The following is a 25,812-nucleotide window of genomic DNA, read 5'->3' as shown; positions in this document are numbered from 1 at the left end:
ACGCGGGCTGGTAACACGAAGAAACGCCGAAGGGAACAGGCCCAAGCATGAATTTTCAATGAAAATCCGGAATAGCTGCGGCTCCGCATTTTCAAGCCTGCATGATGCCGGCTCAAGACGAAGCCGGCACCCGGCGACCTCTACTGTGTTGCTGGCCGTACCAACGGCTGCGGGATCGATCCCATCGGCGGAATGAACACCGAGAAGTCGTCACTTGCCGCAATCACTTTGGCGACCGGATCTTCCGCCGCATAGGCGGTCACGGGCACTTGCACGGGGTTGCTGCCGCCACTGAATTCGGCTTCGGCCATCGAACGCACCGAGGCCGCATTGAGAACCAATGCGCAGGCATTCGGCAGGGCCGACATCATCAGATGCTTCGGCTTGACGATCTTTGTCGGCTTCGTGGGCTTGGCCACCGGGCGTGGCTTTACCCGATTGAGCCATTCGGTCACCTGCTTGCCGCAGCCGCTATCCGGACCGGGATCGACCTGGTCCTCGCAGTTCACCGAACCGGCGGGGCACTTCATGCGGATATGGAAATGATAGTGATGTCCGTAGATCGGCCGCATCTTGGAGAGCAGCGCGCGATCACCGCCTTTCAGCGTATCGCACATCTTCTTCTTGATCGCAGGGTGCATGAAAACGCGCTCGACCCGAGGATAGCTCGCCGCGCGGACGATCAGGCGTTCATGCGCCTTGGACCATTTGCGGCTATCGACCGTCATCATGTCCCTCCTCAGCACCGAGGCTTCGGGAACGACCTCGCGTTCGTCGTAGCTCATCGTGTGCGAGGGCATCGGGGTCAGCCATATGTCGGCATCGAGGCCGATCTGGTGCGAAGCGTGGCCGGACAACATCGGGCCGCCGCGCGGCTGCGAAATGTCGCCGATCATCAGGCCGTTCCAGCCGTCCTCGGCCCTGGATTCGCGGGCGAGACGCTCGACGAGCGCGATCATATCCGGATTGCCCCAGCGCCGGTTGCGCGAGAGGTGGATGACCTGCCAGGCCGGTCCATCGACGGGGATGGCGATGCCGCCCGCAAGGCAGCCCTTGGCGTAGAAGCCGAGCGACTGCGTCGGCTGCTTGGAGGGCAGGTTCTGCTTTCCGAAAAGCTGCTTTGCCGGCACGGCATCCGCCGCGAGCACTGCAGCGGGAACGGCCAAGACCGACATGATCAGCGCCAGAAGCCGGAAACAAAATGACTTCACATCGTTATCCCTAGTCAGGAGTTCCCGCCCCACGGGAACGTGATTTGCCTCGCAGTCTAACCAATTCCATGATTCTGGTGAATCCGTGGTGAATGTGAAAAGAGGCCCTCGGCAGCCACTAAATTTGCCATGATCGCTTTTTCTATGCGAGTGTTGCCGCAAATCGGCAGTGAGATCGGAAGGACGGTATAGATGCGTTTGCTTGTTTCGGGGTTGCGCGGGGGATTTTCAGCGGCGCTTGTTGCGCTTTCCCTGGCCTGGCCGTCCATGGCGGCGGACCTCAACTGGACCAACGGCATCTCGGTCATCGGCGAGCTCAAATATCCCCCGGGCTTCAAGCATTTCGACTATGTGAATCCGACCGCACCAAAGGGCGGTGATCTCAGGCTCACCGAACTCGCGACCTTCGACAATCTCAACCCGGTGATCAACAAGGGCAATATCGTGCTCGGCATCGGCCTCGTCTACGAGACCCTGATGAAAAGCTCGCTCGACGAGTCCTTTTCAAGCTACGGGCTGATCGCCGAGAGCATCGCCTATCCGGCCGACTTTTCGTCGGTCTCCTTCAAGCTCAATCCCAACGCGAAATGGGCGGATGGCCAGCCGGTCACGGTCGATGACGTGCTCTTCTCCTTCGAGAAGGCCAAGGAATACGACCAGTCCAAGCTGTTCTATTACCAGCACGTCAAGGCCGGCAAGAAGACCGGCGACCGCGAGGTCACCTTCGAATTCGACCTCAAGGGCAACCGGGAACTTCCCGCCATCATGGGCCAGTTGATCGTGGTGCCGAAGCATTGGTGGGAGAGCACGGGTCCCAATGGCAAGAAGCGCGATATCAGCGCGACCTCGCTCGAACTCCCGATGGGCTCTGGAACCTACAAGATCAAGTCGATGAAGCCGGGTTCGTCCATCACCTACGAACTGCGCGACGACTATTGGGGCAAGGACCTGAACGTCAATATCGGATACGACAATTTCCGCACAATCAACTACACGTTCTTCTCCGACATCAATGTGGAATTCGAGGCTTTCCGCGGCGGCAGCAGCGACTACTGGTCCGAGAACGAGGCCAAGCGCTGGAAGACCGCCTACGATTTCCCAGCCGTCCGTGATGGCAGGATCAAGAAGGAGGAACTGGAGAACGACTATCGCAATTCGGGCGTACTCGTCGGCTTCATTCCCAATCTTCGCAGGGAAATGTTCAAGGACCAGCGCGTCCGCGAAGCGTTGAACTACGCCTTCGATTTCGAGGAGTTGAACCGCACCATCTTCTACATGCAGTATTCCAGGATCAATTCCTATTACTACGGCTCGGAACTCGCCTCGTCCGGCTTGCCGCAAGGCAAGGAACTCGAAATCCTCAACGAGGTGAAAGACCTGATCCCGGCCGATGTCTTTACCGAAGAATACAAGAATCCGGTCGGGGGCGAACCGAAGAAGTTCCGCGACAACCTTCGCAAGGCCGTCGCACTTCTTAAGGAAGCAGGCTACGAAATCCGGGGCCGCGACATGGTCAACGTGAAGACCGGCAAGCCGCTGGCCTTTGAAATCATGCTCAACACGCCCGTGATCGAACGCATCGCCTTGCCCTATGCGCAGAACCTTCAGAAGATCGGCATCAAGGCAACCGTGCGTTCGGTGGATTCCTCGCAATTCGTCGAGCGCTCCCGCAAGCGTGACTTCGACGTGCTTTACACGGGCTGGGCTCAGTCGCTCAATCCTGGCAACGAGCAGGCCGAATACTGGGGATCCAAATCCGCCGCCACCGACGGCACGCAGAATTATGCCGGCATTTCCGACCCCGGCATCGACAAGCTGATCCAGCGGGTGATCTTCTCCAAGGATCGTGACGAACATGTCGCAGCGACCAAGGCACTGGACCGGGTGCTGCTCCACCATCACTATGTCGTGCCCAGCTATACGCTGCGCTATGCCCGACTCGCCTATTGGGACAAATTCGACCGGCCGAAGCCGCTTCCCAAATATTCGAGCGGCTTTCCGTCGATCTGGTGGGCCAAGCAATAGCGGGCCTCGCGAAAGCCTTGCGATTTAAGACGAGATGGCATTCTTAAGCCCGAGCTCCGAATCAACGAAATCGGGGTTCGGAATTTCCAGGGAGAATGAGTTGGCGGCAGCAAAAACCCTGCACCGAAAGACGGAGACCTGAATTGGGAGCCTATATCCTGAGGCGCCTGGCGCTGATGATCCCCACGCTTTTCGGCATCATGCTGTTGTCATTCACGATCGTTCAATTCGCGCCCGGCGGACCGGTCGAACAATTGATCGCGGAGCTCACCGGTCAGGACAGCGGCGACCGGCTGTCGGGCAACACGTCTGATCTGACGAGCTTCGACGGCGGATCGTCCGAGGCGTCGGGGCGCTACCGGGGCGCCCAGGGTCTGGATCCGGAGCTCATCAAGAAGCTCGAGGTGCAATTCGGCTTCGACAAGCCCGCCTACCAGCGCTTCTTCGAGATGATGTGGAATTATGCCCGGTTCGATTTCGGCCAGAGTTTCTTCCGCAATGAGTCGGTGCTCAACCTGATCATCGAGAAGATGCCGGTATCGATTTCGCTCGGGCTCTGGATCCTGCTGCTTTCCTACGCCATTTCCATCCCGCTCGGCATTCGCAAGGCGGTCAGCGACGGCTCCACCTTCGACGTATGGACGTCGGGCGTGGTGATCGTCGGCTATGCCGTTCCCGGCTTCCTGTTCGGCATCCTGCTGATCGTGCTGTTTGCCGGCGGTTCTTTCTACGACTGGTTTCCATTGCGCGGCATCGTGTCCGACAACTGGGATCAGTTGCCGTGGCCTGAAAAGATACTGGATTACATCTGGCACATGACGCTGCCCGTCGTGACGCTGGTGCTCTCATCCTTCGCCACCACGACGCTGCTCACCAAGAATTCCTTCATCGACGAGATCCGCAAGCAATATGTGGTGACCGCGCGCGCCAAGGGGCTGACGGAGCGCAAGGTTCTCTACGGCCATGTCTTCCGCAATGCGATGCTGATCGTGATCGCAGGCCTGCCCGGCGCCTTCATCTCCGCCTTTTTCGCCGGTGCGCTTCTCATCGAGAACGTCTTCTCGCTCGATGGTCTCGGCAAGATGGGTTATGACGCGGTGGTCAAGCGCGACTACCCGATCGTGTTCGGCACGCTCTATATCTTCTCGTTGACCGGCCTGCTGATCGGGCTGCTCTCGGACCTCATCTATACCTGGGTCGATCCGCGCATCGACTTCGAAAAGCGGGAGGTCTGACATGTCGGCCTCCGTGAAGAAACCCTGGCTGAGCCCGATCAATCAGCGACGCCTGCAGAATTTCAAGGCCAACAAGCGCGGCTACTGGTCGCTCTGGCTATTTCTCGTCCTCTTCGTTCTCAGCCTGTTTGCCGAACTGATCGCCAACGACAAGCCGGTCATGGTCTATTACAAGGGCGAAATACTGTTCCCGGTCGCCATCGATTACCCCGAGGAGAAGTTCCTCGGCGAGGCGGGCTTCCTCGCGATTACCGATTATCGCAGCGACGAATTGCGCGATGAAATCAATGCGAATGGCTGGATGATCTGGCCGCCCATCCGCTACACCTACGCGACCGCGAACTCCTATGTGCCTCATTCGGCGCCGACCGAGCCCTGGTGGCTTATCCCCGACACGGCCTGCTCCGGCTATCCCGAGGGAGATGCCGATCCCAACTGCAATTCCGGCAACCTCAACTGGCTGGGCACCGATGACGGTGCCCGCGATGTGCTGGCGCGCGTCATTTACGGTTTCCGGATTTCGGTTCTCTTCGGCCTGTCGCTCACCGTGCTTTCAGCCGTCGTCGGCGTCGGCGCCGGCGCCGTGCAGGGCTATTTCGGCGGACGGGTCGATCTGTTCATGCAGCGCTTCATCGAGATCTGGTCGTCCATGCCGGTGCTCTACATCCTGATGATCCTCGCCGCGGTCCTGCCGCCCGGCTTCATGATCCTGCTCTTCATCCTGCTGCTCTTCTCCTGGACCGGCTTCGTTGGGATCGTTCGCGCCGAATTCCTGCGCGCGCGCAATTTCGAGTATATCCGCGCCGCGCGCGCACTGGGCGTCGGCAACGCGACGATCATGTGGCGCCACATGCTGCCCAATGCCATGGTCGCGACGCTGACCTTCCTGCCATTCATCCTCTCGGGGTCGATCACCACGCTGACCTCGCTCGACTTCCTCGGCTTCGGCATGCCGCCCGGCTCCCCCTCGCTCGGCGAACTGGTCAGCCAGGCGAAGAACAACGTGCAGGCGCCCTGGCTCGGCTTCACCGCCTTCTTCACGCTGGCAATCATGCTGTCGCTACTGATCTTCATCGGCGAAGCCGTGCGCGACGCGTTCGATCCGAGAAAGACGTTCCAATGAGGCAAACTCGCTTTTTCCCAGGGTTTGACCTATCTTTGCATCAGGAGACGAAGGGTCCGATGCCATGAACAAGATCGTACGCGAACATTATCCCGTATCGAAGCTGCCGGAAGAGCTGAAAAAGGAGTTCGAGGGCGTGGCCACCGTGCGCCTTGTCTTGGAGGAAACCCCTGCTATCAGCGGTGCTGCAGCGCTGGAGGCACTTGAAGCGAAATATCAGGCGCATGCGGCGAACCTGGCATCCGAGGGTCCAATCGACTTCAGCCGGCATCGTGGAAAGACCACAATTGCGGAAGCGGTCGCGAGGGTACGCGAGCTGCGTGACGAGTGGGATGATGAATGACGCGAGGCTCTGTCTATTTGGACACGAATGTCATCATCGCGATCATGGAAGCTCCGCCGTCGGACGCGGCGGCCATTCAGGACTTTTGGAAGCAGCAGCTTGGCCGAGTTGCGCTGAGTTTTCATACAAGCGAATTGTCGCTCGCTGAGTTGCTCGTCGCGCCATATCGGCGCGAGGACCGATCTCTTGTGCATGATTATCTGCGCCTCTTTGCAGACCGGCATACTCTCGCCGTCCATATGGTGAGCCGGGCAATCCTCGATGTCGCCGCCGTTATCCGTTCTGGTCGCAAAATGAAATTGCCAGACGCCATCCATCTGGCGACCGCATCCGCCACGAGTTGTTCTCATTTCCTCACGTTCGACGAGGGATTTTCTGACCTCAGTGCTGATAGCCATCCATTCTTTGAAGACATCAAGCTATCACCTGTCCACATCGTTCGCCCCGATTCAGCCTCCCTCGCCGAACTCACACGGACCCTCTCATGACCGAACCGCTCCTCTCCGTCCGCGATCTCTCGGTCGCCTTCCACCAGGGCGGCAACACCTCGATTGCGGTCGATCATGTGTCCTTCGATATCGCCAAGGGCGAGATCGTGGCGCTTGTGGGCGAGTCCGGCTCGGGCAAGTCGGTCACCGCCAATTCGATACTCAAGCTGCTGCCCTACCCCTCGGCCAGCCACCCGTCGGGCGAGATCATCTTCAAGGGCAAGGACCTTCTCAAGGCCCGGCCGGAAGAGCTGCGCCATGTGCGCGGCAACGATATCACGATGATCTTCCAGGAGCCGATGACCTCGCTCAATCCGCTGCACAACATAGAGCGGCAGGTCGGCGAGATCCTCCAGTTGCATCAAGACATTTCGCGCGAGAATGCCCGCAAGCGCGTGATCGAACTGCTCAACGAGGTCGGCATCCACGAGCCCGAGAAGCGGCTGGGCGCCTTTCCGCACGAACTCTCGGGCGGCCAGCGCCAGCGCGTGATGATCGCGATGGCGCTCGCCAACCGGCCGGAACTACTGATCGCCGATGAGCCGACCACCGCGCTCGACGTCACCGTGCAGGCGCGCATCCTCGAACTGCTCGCCAAGCTCAAGGCCGATCATGGCATGTCGATGCTGTTCATCACCCACGACCTGGGCATCGTGCGCAAGTTCGCCGACCGCGTCTGCGTGATGACCAAGGGCAAGATCGTCGAGACCGGACCGACGGCCGAAATCTTCGCCGATCCCCAGCACGAATATACCAGGCACCTGCTCGCCGCCGAGCCCAAGGGTGAACCGCCGGAATCGGACGCCTCGAAGCCGATCATCATCGAGACCGACGATCTCAAGGTCTGGTTCCCGATCAAGACCGGCTTCCTGCGCCGCACGACCGATTACGTCAAGGCGGTGGATGGCGTCGATCTCAGCCTCAAGGCCGGCCATACGCTCGGCATCGTCGGCGAATCCGGCTCCGGCAAGACGACGCTCGGCCTCGCCATGACGCGGCTGATCGCGTCCGAGGGCCGGGTTGCCTTCGTCGGCCAGGACATCCAGAGTTACAGCTTTTCCGACATGCGGCCGCTGCGCCGCGAGATGCAGATCGTCTTCCAGGATCCCTATGGTTCCCTATCACCGCGCATGTCGGTTGCCGATATCGTCGGCGAGGGGCTGTCGGTCCACGAGCCGGGGATCAGCAACGAGGCACGAGACACGCGCGTCTCCGAGGCGCTTGCGGAAACAGGCCTCGATCCCGAGACACGGCATCGCTATCCGCACGAATTCTCGGGCGGCCAGCGCCAGCGCATAGCGATTGCGCGGGCCATGGTGCTGAAGCCGAAATTCGTCATGCTCGACGAGCCGACCTCCGCGCTCGACATGAGCGTGCAGGCGCAGGTGGTCGAACTGTTGCGCGACCTGCAGGCGAAGCACGATCTCGCCTATCTCTTCATCTCGCACGATCTCAAGGTCGTGCGGGCGCTCGCCAATGACATCATTGTGATGCGTAACGGCAAGGTGGTGGAACACGGCGCCGCGAAAGACCTTTTCGCCGATCCGAAGGAGGACTATACAAAGGCTCTCCTCGCCGCCGCCTTCAACATCGAAGCCGCGCCGGTTCCCCCCGCTTGAATACAGGTTTGCCATGTCCGCCAAGAGTCCCGTCATCGTCGATCTCCGCTTTCATCCCGAGCAGGTGCGCGAAGGCCTGAAGAACGCCTTTCCCGGCCGTGAGGTGATCAACCGGGCCGATCCGTCGAGCCGCGATCGCGATCTCTCGGGCGTCGATTATGCCGTGCTGTGGAAGCCGCTCGACGACCTCTTCCTGCGCGCCAAGGATCTGAAAGTGCTGTTCTCCGGCGGCGCCGGCGTCGACCACGTCCTGCAACTGCCCGGCCTGCCCGACCTGCCGCTGGTTCGCTTCGTCGATCACACGCTGACCACCCGGATGAGCGAATGGATCGTCATGCAGTGCTTGATGCATCTTCGCCAGCATGTGGCCTACGAACGCCAGCGCGCCAAGAAGGTCTGGGCGCCGCTCACCCAGCCCGAGGCCTCCGAACTCACGGTCGGCATCATGGGCATGGGCGTGCTCGGCACCGACGCCGCGCGCAAGCTGAAGATCATGGGCTTCAATGTCGTTGGCTGGTCGAAGAGCAAGAAAGACATCCAGGGCGTCGAAACATTCGCCGGTCCGGAACTCGATGCGTTCCTCGGCAAGGCAGACATTCTCGTCGGCCTGCTGCCGCTGACCGATGAGACACGCGGCATCTTCAATGCCGGCCTGTTTTCAAAACTTCGCCGGGGTGGGGCGCTTGGTGCACCCATCTTCATCAATGCCGGCCGCGGCGGCAGCCAGGTCGAGGCCGACCTCCTCAAGGCGCTGCAGACCGGCGTGCTGAAAGGCGCGTCGCTCGATGTCTTCGAGACCGAACCGCTGCCGTCGGCATCGCCTTTCTGGACGATGGACAATCTCGAGATGACGCCACATTCGGCAGCCGATTCCGATATCCGGGCGTTGTTTGCCCATGTCGAACGCCAGATCGAGCGCTTCGAAGCGGGCCAGGCGCTGGAGAATCTCGTGTCGCGGGACGCGGGCTATTAATCGCGGCTGTCAGCCATCAATTCTTCCTCCAGTCGGGCGTTACCGGCCTCAGGCAATGAAGGTGATCTGATATCGAGCGAGGCTCACTATCTCGCTCCGGCCGGACGGCCGGAGCATCGTGTCTGAAGTCATCGTTGGTCACTGATTGGCCAGCTTGTCCCTGAGCCGCGCATCCCGCGCCTCGATTTCAGGCGTCATTTCGTTTGCGAAATCCGCCATCTCGAATACCTGGCGGATTTCGAGTTCACTCGGGCCAGGCATCGGATTGGGGCAGCGCTTGGCCCATGCGACCGCCTCGTCCATGTCCTTGACCTGCCAGATCCAGAAGCCGGCGATAAGCTCCTTGGTTTCGGCGAAGGGACCGTCGATCACGAAGCGGCTGGCGCCGTCGAAGGCGATGCGTTTGCCGCGCGACGAGGGATGGAGGCCCGCACCGTCCTTCATGATGCCGGCATTGACCAGTTCCTCGTTGTACTTGCCCATGGCTTCCAGCAGTTCCGTCGACGGCATGGTGCCCGCTTCGCTGTCCTTCGTCGCCTTTACGATAACCATTACTTGCATCGAATTTCTCCTGTTTGAACCTCAAGGGATCGCATTCCCTGCCTGAACGACGCTTGAACTCTTCCGCTGCCGACATCGGCACGAAAAGAATTTGCTTCAATCGAGAAAAATCACATCCATGGCCGTGGGCAATTCGAAATCGCCATGCGGCATGGCAGTGAGTTTGCCACTCTCGAAGTCGCGCGAGAACAGCGTGACATTGCCCGATTTGTTGTTCGCGACCGCCAGAACGCGGCCAGTGCTGTCAAGCCGGATCGCGCGCGGGAACTTGCCGCCGCAGGGCACTTCCTCGCGATAGCGCGCCGTGCCGGTTTCCGGATCGATCCAGAAGATCGCGACCGTGTCAGGGCCACGGTTGCCCATCATTAGGTAGCGCCCGTCAGGCGCGATCACCAGCCCCGAGGGATAGTTGGCATTCTTCGTTCCCAGCCTGTTGACCGCACCCTTGCCGGGCACCTTGGTGGCCGCATCCGAATCCACGATATCTGCCGTGCCCGCCGCCGGATCGTAGCGCAGGGTCACCAGTGTCGAATCGAGTTCGGTACAGACATAGATGAGCGGCTCCCTGGGATGGAACGCGCAATGGCGCGGCCCGGAACCGGCCGGCAATTTGATCTGCGAGGCGAAGCCAAGAGCACCGGACGCGGCATTGAAATGATAGAGCCACAGGCCATCGGTGCCGAGATCGACTGCCGCAAGCAGCCGGTTATCCGGACTGAACGCCACGCAATGGGTGTGCGGCGTCGCCTGCCGATCCCGGTCGGGACCGCTGCCATCCTGCCGGGCGGACGCCGCCAGATCGCCGAGCATGCCATCGACCTGAATCGGGAACACGGCGACCGAGAGATCCTGGCCCTTCGGCTCGCCGCGATAATTCGCCACCGCAAGCCAGCGCCCGGTCTGGTCGATGGCGAGATGCACGGCCGCATGGCCGCCGGTCCCGACGCTGCCAAGCAAAGTGAGGCCATCGGCATCGAGCCGCAACGCGCTGATCCTGCCTTCCGCGCTGTTTTCGGAGGCGACGTAGAGCACCTTGTGCAGGCTCGACACGGCGAGGTAGGAGGGATCGGGCGCCGCATGCGAGACGAAAACCGGCTGTGGGGCGGCGCTTTCGTCACTCGAAAACAGCGTGGCCGCCGGCTTCACTGCGCGGCCGTGCCTGTCCCTGCCCTTTGCCGATGCTGTTGCAAACCGCATTTGCGTCCACCGTTTCGAATTCCGATTTCCGTCTATCCCATGCCGCGGCGTTTGGGTCCAGCATGCTATACAGCGGCATTAAATTGACGTTTACGTAAAATGTTGATAGCCGCCGATTTCCCTTGCAGGATCAGGTGACATTGCCCATCTTGAATAGAACGGCGCGGTTGGGGAGCCGCCCGGTGACGTGGAGGAGAAAAGCATGACGGGCGCACCCCCCGCAACGGAAGACCGGTTCGCCGGAAGGCATTGGCTCAAATCGTATCCGGCAGGCATTCCGGCCGAGATCGGGCCGCTCGAACACACATCCGTAGCCGGTCTCTTCGAGGAGAGCTGCAGGAAATTCGCCTCCAAGACCGCGTTCATCTGCATGGGCAAGACCATGACCTATGCGGAACTCGATCGCGAGTCGGCGAAGGTCGCGGCATGGCTTCAGGCGCGCGGCCATGTGAAGGGCGACCGCATCGCCGTCATGCTGCCCAATGTGCTGCAATATCCAGTGGTGACCATGGGCATCCTGCGGGCCGGGCTGACGGTCGTCAACGTCAACCCGCTCTACACGCCGCGCGAACTCGAATACCAGCTCAAGGATTCCGGCGCGACAGGCATATTCGTGCTGGAGAATTTCGCCCGCACGGTGCAGCAGGTAATTGCCAAGACCCAATTGAAGACGGTGGTCGTCGGCACGATGGGCGACATGCTGGGCCTCAAGGGCCATATCGTCAATTTCGTCGTCCGCACGGTCAAGAAGCTGGTGCCCGAATGGTCGCTGCCGGGGCATGTGCCGTTCAAGTCACTCATGGCGAGTGGCGGCGATTTCAAACGACCCGACATCGCCCTCGATGACGTCGCCTTCCTGCAATATACCGGCGGCACGACGGGCGTTTCAAAGGGTGCGGTGCTGACCAACCGCAATGTGCTCTCGAATGCCGTGCAGAGCACCCTCTGGCTCACCGCCGCCTACAAGATGAAGGGCGCCGACACGTCCAACATCCTTTATGTCTGCCCGCTGCCGCTCTACCACATCTTCGCGCTGACCGTGAACATGGTGATGGGGATGAGCGAGGGCGCGGCCAACCTGCTGATCCCCAATCCGCGTGACATTCCCGGCTTCGTCAAGGAACTCGGCAAGTACAAAGTCAATTTCTTCCCCGGCCTCAACACGCTGTTCAATGCGCTGGCCAACAATGAGGATTTCAAGAAGCTCGATTTCTCGGCCCTGATGCTCACGGTCGCGGGCGGCATGGCCTGCCAGCGCGCTGTCGCCGACAAGTGGGAGGCTGCGACCGGCAATGTCATCCTCGAGGGTTACGGCCTCTCGGAAACCTCGCCCGTGGCCGCCGTCAATCCGCCGGGCTCCACCGTCTTCTCGGGCACGATCGGCCTGCCGATCCCCTCCACCGAGTTCGATATCCGCGACGATGACGGCAGAACGGTGCCGCTCGGCCAGGTCGGCGAGATCTGCATCCGGGGTCCGCAGGTCATGGCCGGCTACTGGAACCGGCCGGAGGAAACAGCAAGCGTCATGACCCCGGACGGCTATTTTCGCACCGGCGACATGGGCTTCATGGACGATCGCGGCTTCATCAAGATCGTCGACCGCAAGAAGGACATGATCCTGGTCTCGGGCTTCAACGTCTATCCCAACGAGGTCGAGGAGGTCGCGGCCACCCATCCCGGCGTGCTGGAAGCCGCCGCCATCGGCGTGCCGGACGAGCGCACCGGCGAAGCGGTCAAGCTCTTCATCGTCCGCAAGGATCCGACGCTGACCGCCGAGATGATCAAGGAATTCTGCGCCCAGGGCCTGACCAACTACAAGCGACCGCATCTCGTGGAATTCCGCGATAGCCTGCCGAAAACGAATGTAGGGAAGATTTTGCGGAAGGAACTCAGAGGGTAACGCCGCCATCCCTACTCCACGATCTTCCAGTACGAATCCTTCTGGATCACCTTGCCATCGCGGAACGTGTAGAAGTCACAGCCCCGGACGTGCTTTCTCACCCCGTCCGGCGTGGTCCCCGTGAGCGTCCACTTGGACATCCCGGTATTGGCCACCTCATCGGCGAAATGTTCCCCCTCGCCATAATGGACATCCGGCAAGCCCTCGAACCGGGTCGCGAGCGCCGCGCGCACACTGGTCTTGCCCTCGAAACGCGTGCCCCAGGGCTCGCCTCCCCTCGGCATCTGCAGAACGCAATCGTCGGCGAGGAACGCCATGATCCGGTCGAGGTCATGTGCGTTGAAGGCATCGCATAGCGAAACCAACGTCGATCGGATATCCATCGCTCCCTCCATTCGGCGGAATGGTTTCACGCCGGCACAATACTATGGACGGGTTCTTTCATGTAGATAACTATCACTAGGACGAATCCGTCATGACGGTCTCATTCCGTCTTGTTACAATCGATTGAAATGAGTAGCGTCCCGCCGCATCCACGAAGGAGAAACGCCATGCCCGCGATCGTCGAACAGCTCAGGCAAGCCGCCAATTCCACCAAGGCCACCGAGATCCGCGAGGCCTTCGCGGCCGATCCGCAGCGCTTCGAAAAATATCATGCCTGGTTCGAGGATCTGCTGATCGATTACTCCAAGACAGCGATCAACGACACGATCCTCGGCCTGCTCAAACAGCTGGCGGCGGAAGCCGGCGTTGCCGCCAAGCGCGAGGCGATGTTCAAGGGCGAGATCATCAACATCACCGAAAAGCGCGCCGTTCTGCACACCGCGCTGCGCAACCGTTCCAACACGCCCGTGATGGTCGATGGCAAGGATGTGCTGCCTGACGTCAACGCCGTGCTGATCGCCATGGGCAAGTTCGCCGATGGCATCCGGTCCGGCCGCCTCAAGGGCGCGACCGGCAAGAAGATCACCGATGTCGTCAATATCGGCATCGGCGGCTCCGACCTTGGCCCCGCGATGACGACGCTGGCGCTGGCGCCCTATCACGATGGCCCGCGCCTGCACTATGTGTCCAACATCGACCCCGCCCATATCGCCGATACGCTGAAGCTGGTCGCGCCGGAAACCACCCTTTTCATCATCGCGTCGAAGACCTTCACCACGATCGAAACAATGACCAATGCCCAGACGGCGCGGCGCTTCATCGTCGATGCGCTCGGCGAAGGCGCAGTGCAACATCATTTCGCCGCCGTCTCGACGGCGCTCGAAAAGGTCGACGCCTTCGGTATCGATCCCATCCGCGTTTTCGGCTTCTGGGATTGGGTCGGCGGCCGCTACTCGATCTGGTCGGCCATTGGCCTACCGCTGATGCTCGCTGTCGGGCCTGATAATTTTTACAAGTTCCTCGATGGCGCCCATGCGATGGACAACCATTTCCGCTCGGCGCCGTTGAACAAGAACTTGCCCATGCTGCTCGGCCTGATCGGTTTTTACCAGCGCAACGTGCTGGGCTATACGTCCCGCGCCGTGATCCCTTACGACCAGAGGCTGTCGCGTTTCCCCGCCTATCTACAGCAGCTCGACATGGAATCGAACGGCAAGGGTGTGGTGATGGACGGCTCGCCGGTCAAGGGATCGTCCGGGCCGGTGGTCTGGGGCGAGCCCGGTACCAATGGCCAGCACGCGTTTTTCCAACTGCTGCACCAGGGTACCGATATCATCCCGGTCGAGTTCATGATCGCCAAGGAAGGCTTCGAGCCGGATCTGCGCTATCAGCACGAACTGCTGATGTCCAACTGCGTGGCGCAAAGCCAGGCGCTGCTCAAGGGCCGCACAGTCGCCGAGGCGAAGGCGCAGCTCCTCGCACAGGGCTGGGACCCGGCCCAGGCCGACACGATCGCGCCGCACCGCTATTTCTCGGGCAATCGCCCCTCGATCACCTTCGTCCACGACAAGCTCACCCCCTTCGCGCTCGGCCGCCTGATTGCGCTCTATGAACACCGGGTCTTCGTCGAAGGCGTGCTCTTCGGCATCAACAGCTTCGACCAATGGGGCGTGGAACTCGGCAAGGAACTCGCGACGGGACTGCTGCCAGTGGTTCAGGGCAAGAAGGGCACCGAGGGGCTGGATAGTTCGACGGTGGGGTTGGTTGCGGCGTTGAGGGGGTAAGCAGAGACCTAGACCCTCTTGCATTGAATTTGACCCGGTTCTGTTGGCTGAGGCGGAGTCGGATATTCGTTCGGCCGGCGCGCGTCGTAGCCCAGCTCTACGGCCAAGCCGGCCGAACGAATAGGTGGCCCGCTTCAGCCAACCCGGTGGGCCGGGCATCTTTCCGCCTTGATCAGAGGCGATCGGCTCGGACGTATATCTGGATATGCCCTTCGCCAATCGCCTCTGCCCAGACGAAAACCTGCTCCGGCAGAACCGGGTCAAATTCAATGCAAGAGGGTCTAAAACCCCAGATCAAATCCATCCGAATCCATGAATTCCGAGCCGAAGGCGCTGCCCGAGGTTTCGAGTTCGGCGTGAAGCTCCTCGATATCGCCGGTGATCCAGATACCCGTGAACGCGACGAGGAACCGCCGCTCCCGCACCGCCGCCCAGGGCCTGAGCAGGCCGAGGCTGAGGATCGTGACGACGGTGTTCGAGATCAGAATCCATGCGTAGCGCATGCGCGGGATATCGCTGACCAGCCGGTGCTTGCCGTCGAAGGTCGCCGCACTCCACATGACATTGCGCACGCCGGTGCGGTAGACGATCAGCATCAGGTAATAGGCGAGCAGGAAGGGAATGATTGCCACATAGCTGAAGAGCATGTGAAAGATCGCGCGCCACCAGCTGTCGAGCATGATCTCTCTCGGCATCAGTGAGAACTCTTTGCTCAGGACATAGGCCATGACGACAGAAGCCGGCAGCAACCCGACGATCAGCACGACGGCCGGCAGCCAGATCGTCTTGTAGATCGACCAGATTCTGCCCGTGGTCTCGAACCGCCTCCCGCCATAGCTCACGCCGTCGAACATATAGCGGTAGTAAATCTTGCTGAAGATCGGCGCCAGCAGCCCGACGGAGAAGAGGCCGAGCAGGCCGCCCAAGAGAACGCTGATATAGGCCTTGCTTAGCTTGCCGTGGAAGTGGAAGCGCAGATTGCGGTAACTCGTCACCTTGGCCTTGAAGCGCAGCGCGCGCTCGACGAGCCAGGGGAAAATACCCAGCACGACGGCGAGCACACCAAGCGAGGCGAGCGGGTAGGTATCGACGATCAGGTTATAGCCGATCAGATAGACCGCTACGAGCAGCCAGCCCTTGAGCAACTGCCCGCCGGTCGCATGGTAGTCGAAGGCAAATCCACTCAGCGTGGTGTTGGCGTGGAAATAGCGGTTGCGCCGCACCTTGGCCCAAGGCGCGTAGAGACCCAGGGTGAGAAGCGTAAAAAGCGTGTTGACGACCCAGATGCCGAAATATTCACGCGCGTTGCCATGGAATTCGGCCCGATGCAGCACGTGCGTTTCTTCAAGGCGGCGTTGCTGGGTGAAAAGCCCCGCCGCCTGTTCCTCGCGGCGTATGCGATCACTCTCGGCGCCGTCGATGACGGCTATGTCCATGACCATGCACGCTTCCTCAGACCGGCGCGTCGGCGCCTTGACACCGCATATTCACCACAAAGTTGCAGGACGGGCAAGGCCGCGTTCGACCTGCTTCCGCACGGCGTATGTGTTTCTCTGTGGAAGACGTATCAGGAACTCGATCACATCGAGGTGGCGGTGTTGAGGGAGCGGCAACGAAAAAGGGCCGAGCTTTGGCTCGACCCTTCCCTCGATGCGGAAAACAGGTGGCGGTCCCGCCTTCACGCATCCATGACAGGCACGAAGCCTCCGCTGACCCGGCGCGACTCATCCTGCGGCGGGTTGCCCTGGTGCATGCGCGGATCGGTGAATATCTTCTGCCAGGCGGCATCGCGCACGGCCTTGGAGGGCCACTCGACCCAGGAGAAGACCACCGCCTCGTCGGCACCGGCATTCACCGAGCGGCGGAAGTCCGTGACCTTTCCATCGGGAATATTGTCGCTCCACGCATCGACGATCCGCGTCGCACCGTGTTCGGTCAGGATAGCGGCGACGGTATTGGCATAGGACAAATACGCATCCTTGCTGTCCTTGGGTGTCGGCACCAGCGAACCGTCAATATAGCCGGCCTTTCCGCGTTGGCCCTTCTCGAGAACTCCATCGAACCCGCCCCAGATCATGCGCTGGCCATCGAACGGCATGTCCTTGCCGAGTTCGGCCATGCGCGGATCGGACATGATCTTCTTGGTGGCATCGTCGGCGGCGGATTTCGAGGCATATTCGTGCCAGGAAAACACGATCTTTTCCTCAGGTGTCGCCTTCACCGCACGGCGGAAATCCGTGCGTTCGCCTTTCGGCACATCATCATCCCATGCCTCGACCTGGCGCGCGGCGCCAAATTCGCGAAACAGCGGCTCACCTGATTTGGCCGAGTCGATATAGGCCTGCCGGTTGGTCGCCGGCACGGCGCAGACAAATCCTGAAACGTAGGTCATGACTTTCTCCTCTCTGGTATTCCCCCGTTGGGAAGCGTCGGCTCCTAAAAAGGCATTCTGTTGACATTTAGGTTGATATCAACATAATTAAGCCATGTCAAATCAGTCGCCCGTCCCCTTCGAAACCACGCTGCATGTCAGGGACCATTGCCTCTGCCTCGCCGCCCAGCGTGCCGCACGCTCCCTTGCCCGGCGATTCGACGAAGCTCTCAAACCGGTCGGCATTACCAACGGCCAGTTCTCACTGCTGATGTCGCTCAATCGACCCGAGCCGCCGACGATCGGCGGCGTGGCCTCCCTGCTTGCCATGGATCGCACGACGCTGACGGCGAACCTCAAGCCGCTGGAGCGGCGGGAGTTCGTTGAACTCCTGGCCGATACGAGGGATCGCCGCAGCCGGCGGATCAGGCTCACGGATGCCGGCATGACCATACTCAACGCGGCATTGCCGATCTGGATCGGCACGCATGCGGAAATCGACGAGCGGCTCGGCGATGCCGAGGTGTCGGCGTTGAGAGCGGGTCTGCGGGCGGTGGCATGAACGCTCGATTTCGAAGGTGACCGGCGACGGAGCAATTCTTCATCCGGCGGAAGACCTCAATTGCCCGCCTGAGGCAGATGCTCTATTGTCAAGCGTGCCAAGAGCTTGACAATAACTGCCGCACGATCACTCATAGTGCGCGGACGTAATTGCCGTCGTTACTTGGACGCCCGGAGTTGTGCGAATACACTCATACTACGCTCTGAAAAATATCCAACCGACGAAGACTGCCCGCCACCGGCTGTAGGGTTTCCTCGGGGCAGTGCGAGCGGGAAAGCACAATCGCCGTCACGAACATCATGATTTCGAACAGGGAGAAGATTGATCATGTCACTCAGAATCAACGACATTGCACCTGACTTCACGGCAGACACCACCCAGGGGCCGATCTCGTTCCACGAATGGCTGGGCACATCCTGGGGCGTCCTGTTCTCGCATCCCAAGGATTTCACGCCCGTCTGCACGACGGAACTGGGCTACATGGCCCGGCTGAAACCGGAATTCGACAAGCGGAACGTCAAGATCATCGGTCTATCGGTCGATCCGGTCGACAGGCACGCTGGCTGGGCTGCCGACATCGCCGAAACGCAGGGCTATGCGCCGAACTTCCCGATGATCGGCGATCCGACGCTTGCTGTTTCCAAGCTCTATGACATGCTCCCGGCCGCCGCCGGCGACAGTTCGGAAGGCCGCACGGCTGCCGATAACCAGACCGTCCGCAACGTCTACGTCATCGGGCCGGACAAGAAGATCAAGCTTCTGATCTCCTATCCCATGACCACCGGCCGCAACTTCGACGAGGTGCTCAGGGTGATCGACTCCCTCCAGCTCACAGCCAAGCATCGCCTTGCCACGCCGGTCAACTGGCAGCCGGGCGACGATGTGATCATTGCCGGCTCGGTCACCAATGACGAAGCCAAGCAGCTCTATCCCGAAGGCTGGAAGGAACCCAAGCCCTATATCCGGATCGTGCCGCAGCCGCTTTAGGGCAGACGTCCGGCTGGACATACGCGCAGATCGATGGAGTGAACCATGTTGTTTCGACAGCTTTTCGATAGCGCTTCGGGAACATACACCTACCTCATCGCCAGCAGGCCCGGCGGTGAGGCCCTGATCATCGATCCGGTCCTCGAAAAGGTCGACCGCTACCTGCAGCTCGTGCGCGAGCTGGACCTCAAGCTGGTCAAGGCGGTCGATACCCATCTTCATGCCGATCACATCACCGGCCTGGGGGCGCTGCGCGACCAGACCCATTGCATCACCGTCATGGGCGAGCAGACCAAGGCCGATGTCGTCGCCATGCGGGTCGCCGAAGGCGATCGCGTCGCCATCGAGGGCCTGAGCCTCGACGTGCTCTACACACCGGGCCACACCGACGATTCCTATTCATTCGTCATGGGCGGCCGTGTCTTCACGGGCGATACGCTGCTGATTCGCGGCACCGGCCGCACCGATTTCCAGAACGGCGATCCGCGGGCGCAGTACGATTCGATCTTCAACAAGCTCCTGCGCCTGCCCGACGACACGCTGCTCTATCCGGCCCATGACTACAAGGGCGACACCGTGTCCACGATCGGCGAGGAGAAGCGCTACAACCCGCGACTGCGCGTGAAGTCGATCGATGAATATGTCGACCTGATGAACAATCTGAACCTGCCCAACCCCAAGATGATGGACGTCGCCGTGCCTGCCAATATGCGCGTCGGCCTTCACCAGGACGAGGTCGCCCGTAAGGGCTGGGCGGTGTCGCCAAGGGATGCGCGCGCGCTGCAGGGCCGCCCCGATGTCGCCATCGTCGACCTCCGCGAAAGAAGCGAGCGGGAACGGCACGGGATCATATCGGGATCGCTGCATGTGCCCTATCCGGATCTTGTCGAGAGCCTCGGCGCAGGCGGCGTCCTGCACGAACTAGCCGCTGCCACCGGCAAGCGGATCGTCTTCTACTGTGCCTTCGGCGAACGCTCGGCAATGGCCGTGCAAGCCGCGCAGGACGCCGGCCTATCAACCGCCTGCCATATCGAAGGCGGCATCGACGCCTGGAAGAAGGCCGATGGGCCGGTGGCTTCTTAGCCCGAGGTTTCGGAGGCCGTCGAAGCGCTAAACACTCTCGATGATCTTGTCCCTGGCGGCGCTGCTCAGAAACGCCGATCTGGTAAGACCTGCCCTGCTGGCGGCGTCATCTATCGCCTCCAGCAATCCGGCATCGATCGAGAGATTGGCTTTCACAGGTCTGCCCTTTTCCTGAATAAGAGGAACGATGGCAAACACACTCCCCTCTTCAAGCTGTTCCCCGACCTCATCATCGATCCTCAAGTCTTCGATCGATCGCGCAACCGGAGGCGCATCCTGCCCAACCCAATCAGAGAGAGCCAACACGGCGTTCCTGAGGGCCTCTTCGTGTGTTGCACCCATAGCGGTACAGCCCGGTGCATCGGGAAATACCACGCCATAGGCTCCGGGTTTTCCGTCAACGAGCGCGATATAGTGTGCCATGACTTCTGTCCTTGGAATAGGAGGGGTAGCACGCCGGCTTAATGCCAACCCGCCGCCTTCGATATGGAACGGGCAACGCCCTTGCTGACTGTCCGATGTCTCGGGACTTGTATCGTGCGATGCCCGTCTTTTACGAAGTTGTCGTGTTCCTTGCCGCCGATGTTCTGCCATCCCTCCTGTTCGAGGCGGCTAACGATCTTCCGGCGATCGTCTTCGAATCTAGGCATCCGACGCTCGCCCTTCAATGCGCAAATATTTACGCATTCCGACCCCTAAGTCAATTATCTCGAGTCGAAATACAAAAAGCCGGCGGAGAGATCCCCGCCGGCTTGGTAGTCTTCTGTACGAGCAGCGATGCCCCGCTTACTTCATCGTCGGGATCGAGAACTCCGCGCCATCCTTGATGCCCGACGGCCAGCGGCTCGTGATCGTCTTGGTCCGCGTCCAGAACTTGAACGAGTCCGTACCGTGCTGGTTGAGGTCGCCGAATGAGGAGGACTTCCAGCCGCCGAAGGAGTGATAGGCGAGCGGCACCGGGATCGGCACGTTGATGCCAACCATGCCGATGTTGATGCGGGATGCGAAGTCGCGGGCGGCGTCGCCGTCGCGGGTGTAGATCGCGACGCCGTTGCCGTATTCGTGCTTCATCGGCAGTTCGAGCGCGTCCTCGTAGTTCTTGGCGCGGACGACCGAGAGCACCGGCCCGAAGATTTCCTGTTTGTAGATGTCCATATCAGGGGTGACATGGTCGAACAGGCAGCCGCCGACGAAATTGCCGTTTTCGTAGCCCTGGAGCTTGAAATCGCGGCCATCGACGACGAGCTTTGCGCCTTCCTCGACGCCCTTGTCGATCAGGCCAAGGATGCGCTGCTTGGCCTCCTTGGTCACGACCGGGCCCATGTCGGCCTTGTCGTCGGTATAGGGGCCGATGCGCAGCGATTCCACCATCGGGGTCAGCTTGTCGATCAGGTGGTTGGCGGTGTCCTCGCCGACGGGGACGGCAACCGAGATCGCCATGCAGCGCTCGCCGGCCGAGCCGTAGCCCGCGCCGATCAGGGCCTGGGCGGCCTGGTCGAGGTCGGCATCCGGCATGATGATCATGTGGTTCTTGGCGCCGCCGAAGCACTGGGCGCGCTTGCCGTTCATCGCCGCCGTGCCATAGACGTAGCGGGCGATCGGGGTCGAGCCGACGAAGGAGACGGCGGCGATATCCGGATGGGTCAGGATCGCATCGACCGCGCCCTTGTCGCCGTTGACGACGTTGAGGATGCCGGCCGGAAGGCCTGCCTCGATCATCAGTTCGGCAAGGCGGATCGGCAGCGACGGATCGCGCTCGGAGGGCTTGAGGATGAAGGCATTGCCGCAGGCGATGGCCGGAGCGAACATCCACATCGGGATCATGCCGGGGAAGTTGAACGGGGTGATGCCGGCGCCGATGCCGACGGCCTGGCGGATCGAATACATGTCGATGCCGGGGCCGGCGCCTTCGGTGAATTCGCTCTTGGTCAGGTGCGGCGCGCCGGTGACGAATTCGCAGACTTCCAGGCCGCGGATCACATCACCCTTGGCGTCCTCGATCGTCTTGCCATGCTCGCGCGACAGCATCTCGGCCAGTTCGTCCATGTTGTCGTTGAGCAGAGCCACGAACTTCATGAATACGCGGGCGCGGCGCTGCGGGTTGGTCGCCGCCCATTTCGGCTGCGCTGCCTTGGCATTCTGCACGGCGGCGTCGAGTTCGGCGTCGCTTGCCAGCGCCACCTCGGCCTGGATTTCGCCGGTTGCGGGGTTGAAGACATTGGCCTTGCGGCCCGATGTGCCGGCAACCTGCTTGCCGCCGATGAAATGCCCGATCTGATACATGGGATCCTCCTTGATCTCTATGGCGCGGAGTTTACGCTTCAATTTGCACAAAGCAATGGAATGGAATAAGCATCCGTTGTGCATGGATTGAAGTAAGGATGGTGCTATCATGGATGGCAAGATCGTCAAAATTGCGGAACTGGAGATCGATCCGGAGCAGATCGACGCCTATCGCGCGTTGCTTGCTGAGGAGATCGAGGCGTCCGTCGATCTGGAGCCCGGCGTGCTGATGCTGCATGCGGTGGCGGAGAGGGAACGGCCGGCGCAGATCAGGATACTGGAGGTCTATGCTGACAGGACAGCATATGAGGCGCATCTGCTGACGCCGCATTTTCTCAAGTACAAGACGGGTACCGCTGGCATGGTGAAGTCGCTCAGGCTGGTGGATGTCGATCCGGTGATGATGCGGGGGAAGTGATGGCCGACCTCTCCTTATGCAAAAACGCACCCCTTACCAAGCGCGCCCAAGAACTCGACTTCGTCTCGCTCGGGCTTGCTATCCTCTCCCACAAGGGGAGAGGTAAACCCGCAGCGCCGCCTTGCCTCAAACGAAAGTCGAGAGCGGGGCACCCTACCTCTCCCCCTGTGGGAGAGGATACGAAGGCCGCGAGAGGCTTCGTAGCCGGCGTCGCCAAAGGCGACGGCAATCGATCCAGTGGATCGATTGAAGGCGAAGAAGGCCCGAGCGCGTCGCCGCGCGAGGGCTGGGCCGATCGCTTGGCCGAAGTTGGTGAGGGGTGCGACCACGCCCAGATACGCGCATGAACTGGGACGACGTCCGCATCTTCCTTGCCGTCGCCCGTTCGGGCCAGATCCTTGCCGCCTCCAAGCGGCTGGGGGTCAACCATGCCACCCTCTCCCGCCGCCTCACCGCGCTGGAAGAGGCATTGAAGACGCGGCTCTTCATCCGCCGCACCAATGGCTGCGAACTCACGGCGCAGGGCGAGATGTTCCTCGCGTCGGCCGAGCGGATGGAAACCGAGATGCTCGCGGCGCAATCGAGCCTCGGCCGTACCGATACCGCGATTGCCGGCACGGTACGGATCGGCGCGCCCGATGGCTTCGGCGTCTCCTTCCTCGCACCGCGCATGGGGCGACTGATCGAGCGGCATCCGGAGCTGCGCATCCAACTCGTGCCCGTGCCGCGCGCGTTTTCGCTTTCGAGCCGCGAGGCCGATATCGCCATTACCCTGGAACGTCCCGAACAGGGCCGGCTCGTCTCGTCGAAACTCACCGACTATACACTCGGCCTCTATGCCTCCCGCGCCTATGTCGAGGCCCATGGCGCGCCAGCCGACGCCGAGGCGCTCAAATCGCATCGCCGTGTCGGCTATGTCGAGGACCTGATCTTCTCGCAATCGCTGAACTTCACCGGCGAGGTGATGCGCAACTGGGATGCCGGCTTCGAGATATCATCCGCCACGGGCCAGACCGAAGCAGTCCGCGCCAGCGCCGGCATCGGCATCCTGCACAATTACATCGCCCGGCAGTATCCAGACCTCGTCCGCGTCCTGCCCCAAACGTCGATCCAGCGTACCTACTGGACGGTCTTCCACGAGAGCGCCCGCGACCTCGCCCGCGTCCGCATCGTCGCCGATTTTCTCCACGAGATCGTGCGCGAGGAACGCGGCATATGGTAAATGGATCACTATTAACTCTGTGACGTATATATTTCACCTCGGCACTCCCCACGCCCTATAAATCAGACCCCGGACGCGTCTATACGAAGCGGATGGACTTGAGGGGACGGACGTGAAGCAGAAGATCAAATTTTCCAGCAAATTGCGGTACTGGTTCGACAAGACCATGGCGGCCGGCACCGGCGCGCTGATCGGCTGGCTGGGCATCATCTCGCTCGCGATCATCCTTGCCTTCGGCGCCATCATCGCGATCACCGGCATTGCGCAGGAGGGCGGGGAAAACCTGAACTTCGCCGAGGCTGCGTGGGAAACGCTGATGCGCACGCTGGACGCCGGCACGATGGGCGGCGACACGGGCTGGGTGTTCCGGGGCGTCATGCTGCTGGTGACGCTCGCCGGCATCTTCGTCGTATCGACCCTGATCGGCGTGCTGAGCTCCGGCATCGAAAGCAAGCTCGATGAATTGCGCAAGGGCCGTTCCGAGGTGCTGGAGAAGGACCATACGATCATCTTCAACTGGTCGCCCTCGATCTTCGACGTGATTTCCGAACTCGTCATCGCCAATGAAAGCCGCAGGCGACCGCGCATCGTCGTCATGAGCGACAAGGACAAGGTGGAAATGGAGGAGGAGATCGCCGCCAAAGTGCCCGATCTCAAGAACACCAAGGTCATCTGCCGTCATGGCGACCCGACCGATCTCTACGATCTCGCGATCGTCAATCCAAACGCCTCGCGTTCGATCGTGATCCTGTCGCCGGAAGCGGCCGATCCGGATTCCAGCGTCGTCAAGACGATCCTGGCGCTCACCCAGAATCCCAGCCGCCGCGACGAGAAATACCGGATCGCCGCCGAAATCCGCGACCCCGCCAACGCCGAGCTCGCCGAGATCGTCGGCGGCGGCGAGGCGCAGCTGGTGCTGGCCGATGACCTCATTTCCCGCATCGTCGTCCATTCCAGCCGCCAGCCGGGCCTGAGCGCGGTCTATACCGAACTGCTCGATTTCGACGGTTCCGAGATCTACACGGCGGAGGAGCCGAAACTCGAAGGCAAGTCGATCGCCGAGGCCGCGATGTCCTACGAGACCAGCACCGTCATCGGCATTGTCTCACCGGAGGGCCAGGTCGATCTCAACCCTGATAAAGCGCATAGGATCGAGAAGGGCGAACGCCTGATCCTGGTCGCCGAGGACGACGACGCCATCACCTACAAGCCCTTCACCGGGTCGATCGACCGGTCGCTGATCCGCAAGGCCGGGGAACCTCGGATTGCGCCCGAGCGCACGCTGCTGCTCGGCTGGAACCGCCGCGCACCGATGATCGCCTCGGAACTTTCGCGCTTCGTCGCGCCCGGCTCGGTGCTGACCATCGTCGCCGACACACCCGATCTCGCCGCCAAGGCCAGCCATATCCGCCTTAACGGCGACAACCTGGCGCTCGACGTCCGCGAGGGCGATTCCTCTTCGCGCGCCGAACTCAGGGCGCTCGATCCCCTTTCCTACGATCACGTTCTGGTGCTCGGCTACAACGAGGACCTTGACCCGCAGCCCGCCGACACCCGCACGCTGGTCACGCTTCTGCATCTGCGCCAGATCGCCGAAAGCGCGGGCAGGCATTCGAGCGTGGTCAGCGAAATGATCGATATCCGGAACCGCGAACTCGCCGAGGTCAGCAAGGCCGACGACTTCGTGGTCAGCAACAAGCTGGTCAGCCTGATGCTCGCCCAGGCGGCGGAGAACGAATACATCACCCGCATCTTCGGCTGCCTGCTCGACGAGGACGGCTCGGAGCTCTACCTCAAGCCCGCGACGGACTATGTCGAAGCCGGCGTCGAGGTCGATTTCTATACGGTCACAATATCAGCCATGCTGCAGGGCCAGACGGCCATCGGCTACCGCCGGCGCAACGGCGGGGGCACATGGTCGGTCAGCATCAATCCGTCGAAGTCGGCGAAAATCACCTTCGCGGATGGCGAGCAGGTCGTGGTTCTGTCGCCGAACTGACCCCACGCGTACGCCGCCGGCAAGGGCCCCTTGACTGATCGCGC

24 protein-coding genes are annotated in these 25,812 nt (G+C 61.2%); 15 read left to right on the top strand and 9 right to left on the bottom strand.

Translation table 11 applies throughout. The features are described 5' to 3' along the window. Positions 1-140: 140 nt before the first annotated feature. Positions 141-1,175 carry a penicillin-insensitive murein endopeptidase gene (gene mepA, locus IHQ71_RS01530; RefSeq protein WP_374990071.1) on the bottom strand — a complete coding sequence of 345 codons (1,035 nt, stop codon included), beginning with the start codon at positions 1,173-1,175 and terminating at the stop codon, positions 141-143. A 228-nt stretch (positions 1,176-1,403) separates the two neighbouring features. On the opposite strand from mepA, the gene IHQ71_RS01525 reads away from it, so the two are divergent. From IHQ71_RS01525 to IHQ71_RS01495, 7 genes are all read left to right on the top strand, one after another. Continuing rightward, entirely contained in the window at positions 1,404-3,236 is a 1,833-nt protein-coding gene (locus IHQ71_RS01525) for an extracellular solute-binding protein (protein WP_374989941.1), read from the top strand. A gap of 143 nt (positions 3,237-3,379) precedes the next feature. Continuing rightward, entirely contained in the window at positions 3,380-4,471 is a 1,092-nt protein-coding gene (locus tag IHQ71_RS01520) for a microcin C ABC transporter permease YejB (RefSeq protein WP_258160135.1), read from the top strand. Between the two features lies 1 nt (position 4,472). Further along, on the top strand, positions 4,473-5,594 hold the full coding sequence (locus IHQ71_RS01515) for an ABC transporter permease (protein WP_258160134.1): 1,122 nt from the start codon (positions 4,473-4,475) through the stop codon (positions 5,592-5,594). Between the two features lie 64 nt (positions 5,595-5,658). Then, entirely contained in the window at positions 5,659-5,937 is a 279-nt protein-coding gene (locus IHQ71_RS01510) for a hypothetical protein (protein ID WP_258160133.1), read from the top strand. Further along, positions 5,934-6,425 (top strand): PIN domain-containing protein, encoded by a 492-nt coding sequence (locus IHQ71_RS01505; RefSeq protein ID WP_258160132.1) that lies wholly within the window; start codon positions 5,934-5,936, stop codon positions 6,423-6,425. Before IHQ71_RS01510 ends, IHQ71_RS01505 begins: the two co-directional genes overlap by 4 nt. Then, the gene (locus IHQ71_RS01500; RefSeq protein WP_258160131.1) at positions 6,422-8,044 is read left to right on the top strand and encodes an ABC transporter ATP-binding protein; all 1,623 of its coding nucleotides are present in this window, start codon (positions 6,422-6,424) and stop codon (positions 8,042-8,044) included. The genes IHQ71_RS01505 and IHQ71_RS01500 overlap by 4 nt, the downstream gene beginning before the upstream one ends. A gap of 13 nt (positions 8,045-8,057) precedes the next feature. Further along, positions 8,058-9,017 (top strand): glyoxylate/hydroxypyruvate reductase A, encoded by a 960-nt coding sequence (locus tag IHQ71_RS01495; RefSeq protein WP_258160130.1) that lies wholly within the window; start codon positions 8,058-8,060, stop codon positions 9,015-9,017. Positions 9,018-9,155: 138 nt separating this feature from the next. Here the strand turns inward: IHQ71_RS01495 and IHQ71_RS01490 are convergent, their stop codons facing one another. Both IHQ71_RS01490 and IHQ71_RS01485 read right to left on the bottom strand, forming a co-directional pair. After that, positions 9,156-9,578: a YciI family protein gene (locus IHQ71_RS01490; protein WP_258160129.1), complete on the bottom strand. Its 423-nt coding sequence runs from the start codon at positions 9,576-9,578 to the stop codon at positions 9,156-9,158. Between the two features lie 96 nt (positions 9,579-9,674). Then, complete coding sequence (locus IHQ71_RS01485) at positions 9,675-10,775, bottom strand: lactonase family protein (RefSeq protein WP_258160128.1); 1,101 nt, start codon at positions 10,773-10,775, stop codon at positions 9,675-9,677. 202 nt (positions 10,776-10,977) lie between these two features. Between IHQ71_RS01485 and IHQ71_RS01480 the strand changes: the two genes are divergently transcribed. Then, entirely contained in the window at positions 10,978-12,675 is a 1,698-nt protein-coding gene (locus tag IHQ71_RS01480) for a long-chain-fatty-acid--CoA ligase (RefSeq protein WP_258160127.1), read from the top strand. 11 nt (positions 12,676-12,686) lie between these two features. Here IHQ71_RS01480 and IHQ71_RS01475 read toward each other — a convergent pair whose 3' ends face one another. Beyond that, entirely contained in the window at positions 12,687-13,058 is a 372-nt protein-coding gene (locus IHQ71_RS01475) for a nuclear transport factor 2 family protein (RefSeq protein WP_258160126.1), read from the bottom strand. Positions 13,059-13,226: 168 nt separating this feature from the next. Here IHQ71_RS01475 and pgi point away from each other — a divergent pair, with 168 nt between their 5' ends. Then, entirely contained in the window at positions 13,227-14,843 is a 1,617-nt protein-coding gene (gene pgi / locus IHQ71_RS01470) for a glucose-6-phosphate isomerase (protein ID WP_258160125.1), read from the top strand. A gap of 281 nt (positions 14,844-15,124) precedes the next feature. Here pgi and IHQ71_RS01465 read toward each other — a convergent pair whose 3' ends face one another. Together IHQ71_RS01465 and IHQ71_RS01460 are read right to left on the bottom strand one after the other, a co-directional pair. Further along, positions 15,125-16,285: a YjgN family protein gene (locus IHQ71_RS01465; RefSeq protein WP_258160124.1), complete on the bottom strand. Its 1,161-nt coding sequence runs from the start codon at positions 16,283-16,285 to the stop codon at positions 15,125-15,127. Positions 16,286-16,521: 236 nt separating this feature from the next. Next, the gene (locus IHQ71_RS01460) at positions 16,522-17,235 is read right to left on the bottom strand and encodes a DUF1428 domain-containing protein (RefSeq protein ID WP_258160123.1); all 714 of its coding nucleotides are present in this window, start codon (positions 17,233-17,235) and stop codon (positions 16,522-16,524) included. Between the two features lie 94 nt (positions 17,236-17,329). Here IHQ71_RS01460 and IHQ71_RS01455 point away from each other — a divergent pair, with 94 nt between their 5' ends. The 3 genes from IHQ71_RS01455 (at position 17,330) to IHQ71_RS01445 (ending at position 19,846) form a co-directional block, all read left to right on the top strand. Continuing rightward, a complete protein-coding gene (locus tag IHQ71_RS01455) occupies positions 17,330-17,776 on the top strand; it encodes a MarR family winged helix-turn-helix transcriptional regulator (protein ID WP_258160122.1) in 447 nt (148 codons plus the stop codon). 327 nt (positions 17,777-18,103) lie between these two features. Beyond that, positions 18,104-18,763: a peroxiredoxin gene (locus tag IHQ71_RS01450; protein WP_258160121.1), complete on the top strand. Its 660-nt coding sequence runs from the start codon at positions 18,104-18,106 to the stop codon at positions 18,761-18,763. 45 nt (positions 18,764-18,808) lie between these two features. Beyond that, the gene (locus tag IHQ71_RS01445) at positions 18,809-19,846 is read left to right on the top strand and encodes an MBL fold metallo-hydrolase (protein WP_258160120.1); all 1,038 of its coding nucleotides are present in this window, start codon (positions 18,809-18,811) and stop codon (positions 19,844-19,846) included. Between the two features lie 27 nt (positions 19,847-19,873). Here the strand turns inward: IHQ71_RS01445 and IHQ71_RS01440 are convergent, their stop codons facing one another. The 3 genes from IHQ71_RS01440 to IHQ71_RS01430 all read right to left on the bottom strand — a co-directional run bounded on the left by IHQ71_RS01440 (position 19,874) and on the right by IHQ71_RS01430 (position 22,129). Further along, positions 19,874-20,269 carry a type II toxin-antitoxin system HicB family antitoxin gene (locus tag IHQ71_RS01440; RefSeq protein WP_258160119.1) on the bottom strand — a complete coding sequence of 132 codons (396 nt, stop codon included), beginning with the start codon at positions 20,267-20,269 and terminating at the stop codon, positions 19,874-19,876. A gap of 38 nt (positions 20,270-20,307) precedes the next feature. Beyond that, positions 20,308-20,496: a type II toxin-antitoxin system HicA family toxin gene (locus IHQ71_RS01435; RefSeq protein WP_258160118.1), complete on the bottom strand. Its 189-nt coding sequence runs from the start codon at positions 20,494-20,496 to the stop codon at positions 20,308-20,310. Positions 20,497-20,632: 136 nt separating this feature from the next. Next, the gene (locus IHQ71_RS01430) at positions 20,633-22,129 is read right to left on the bottom strand and encodes a CoA-acylating methylmalonate-semialdehyde dehydrogenase (RefSeq protein WP_258160117.1); all 1,497 of its coding nucleotides are present in this window, start codon (positions 22,127-22,129) and stop codon (positions 20,633-20,635) included. A gap of 109 nt (positions 22,130-22,238) precedes the next feature. On the opposite strand from IHQ71_RS01430, the gene IHQ71_RS01425 reads away from it, so the two are divergent. The 3 genes from IHQ71_RS01425 (at position 22,239) to IHQ71_RS01415 (ending at position 25,768) form a co-directional block, all read left to right on the top strand. Next, positions 22,239-22,547, top strand: a complete 309-nt coding sequence (locus tag IHQ71_RS01425) for a putative quinol monooxygenase (RefSeq protein ID WP_258160116.1) — start codon at positions 22,239-22,241, stop codon at positions 22,545-22,547. 343 nt (positions 22,548-22,890) lie between these two features. Beyond that, positions 22,891-23,769, top strand: coding sequence for a LysR family transcriptional regulator (locus IHQ71_RS01420; RefSeq protein ID WP_258160115.1), 879 nt, complete (start codon positions 22,891-22,893; stop codon positions 23,767-23,769). Positions 23,770-23,881: 112 nt separating this feature from the next. Beyond that, positions 23,882-25,768, top strand: a complete 1,887-nt coding sequence (locus IHQ71_RS01415) for a hypothetical protein (protein WP_258160113.1) — start codon at positions 23,882-23,884, stop codon at positions 25,766-25,768. Positions 25,769-25,812 lie beyond the last annotated feature (44 nt).

This window comes from Rhizobium sp. TH2 (genome assembly GCF_024707525.1).
In the GTDB taxonomy this organism is placed as follows: domain Bacteria; phylum Pseudomonadota; class Alphaproteobacteria; order Rhizobiales; family Rhizobiaceae; genus Rhizobium_E.
The sequence above is the reverse complement of the archived record's forward strand: the minus strand, read 5'-3'. Positions and strand labels throughout refer to the sequence as shown.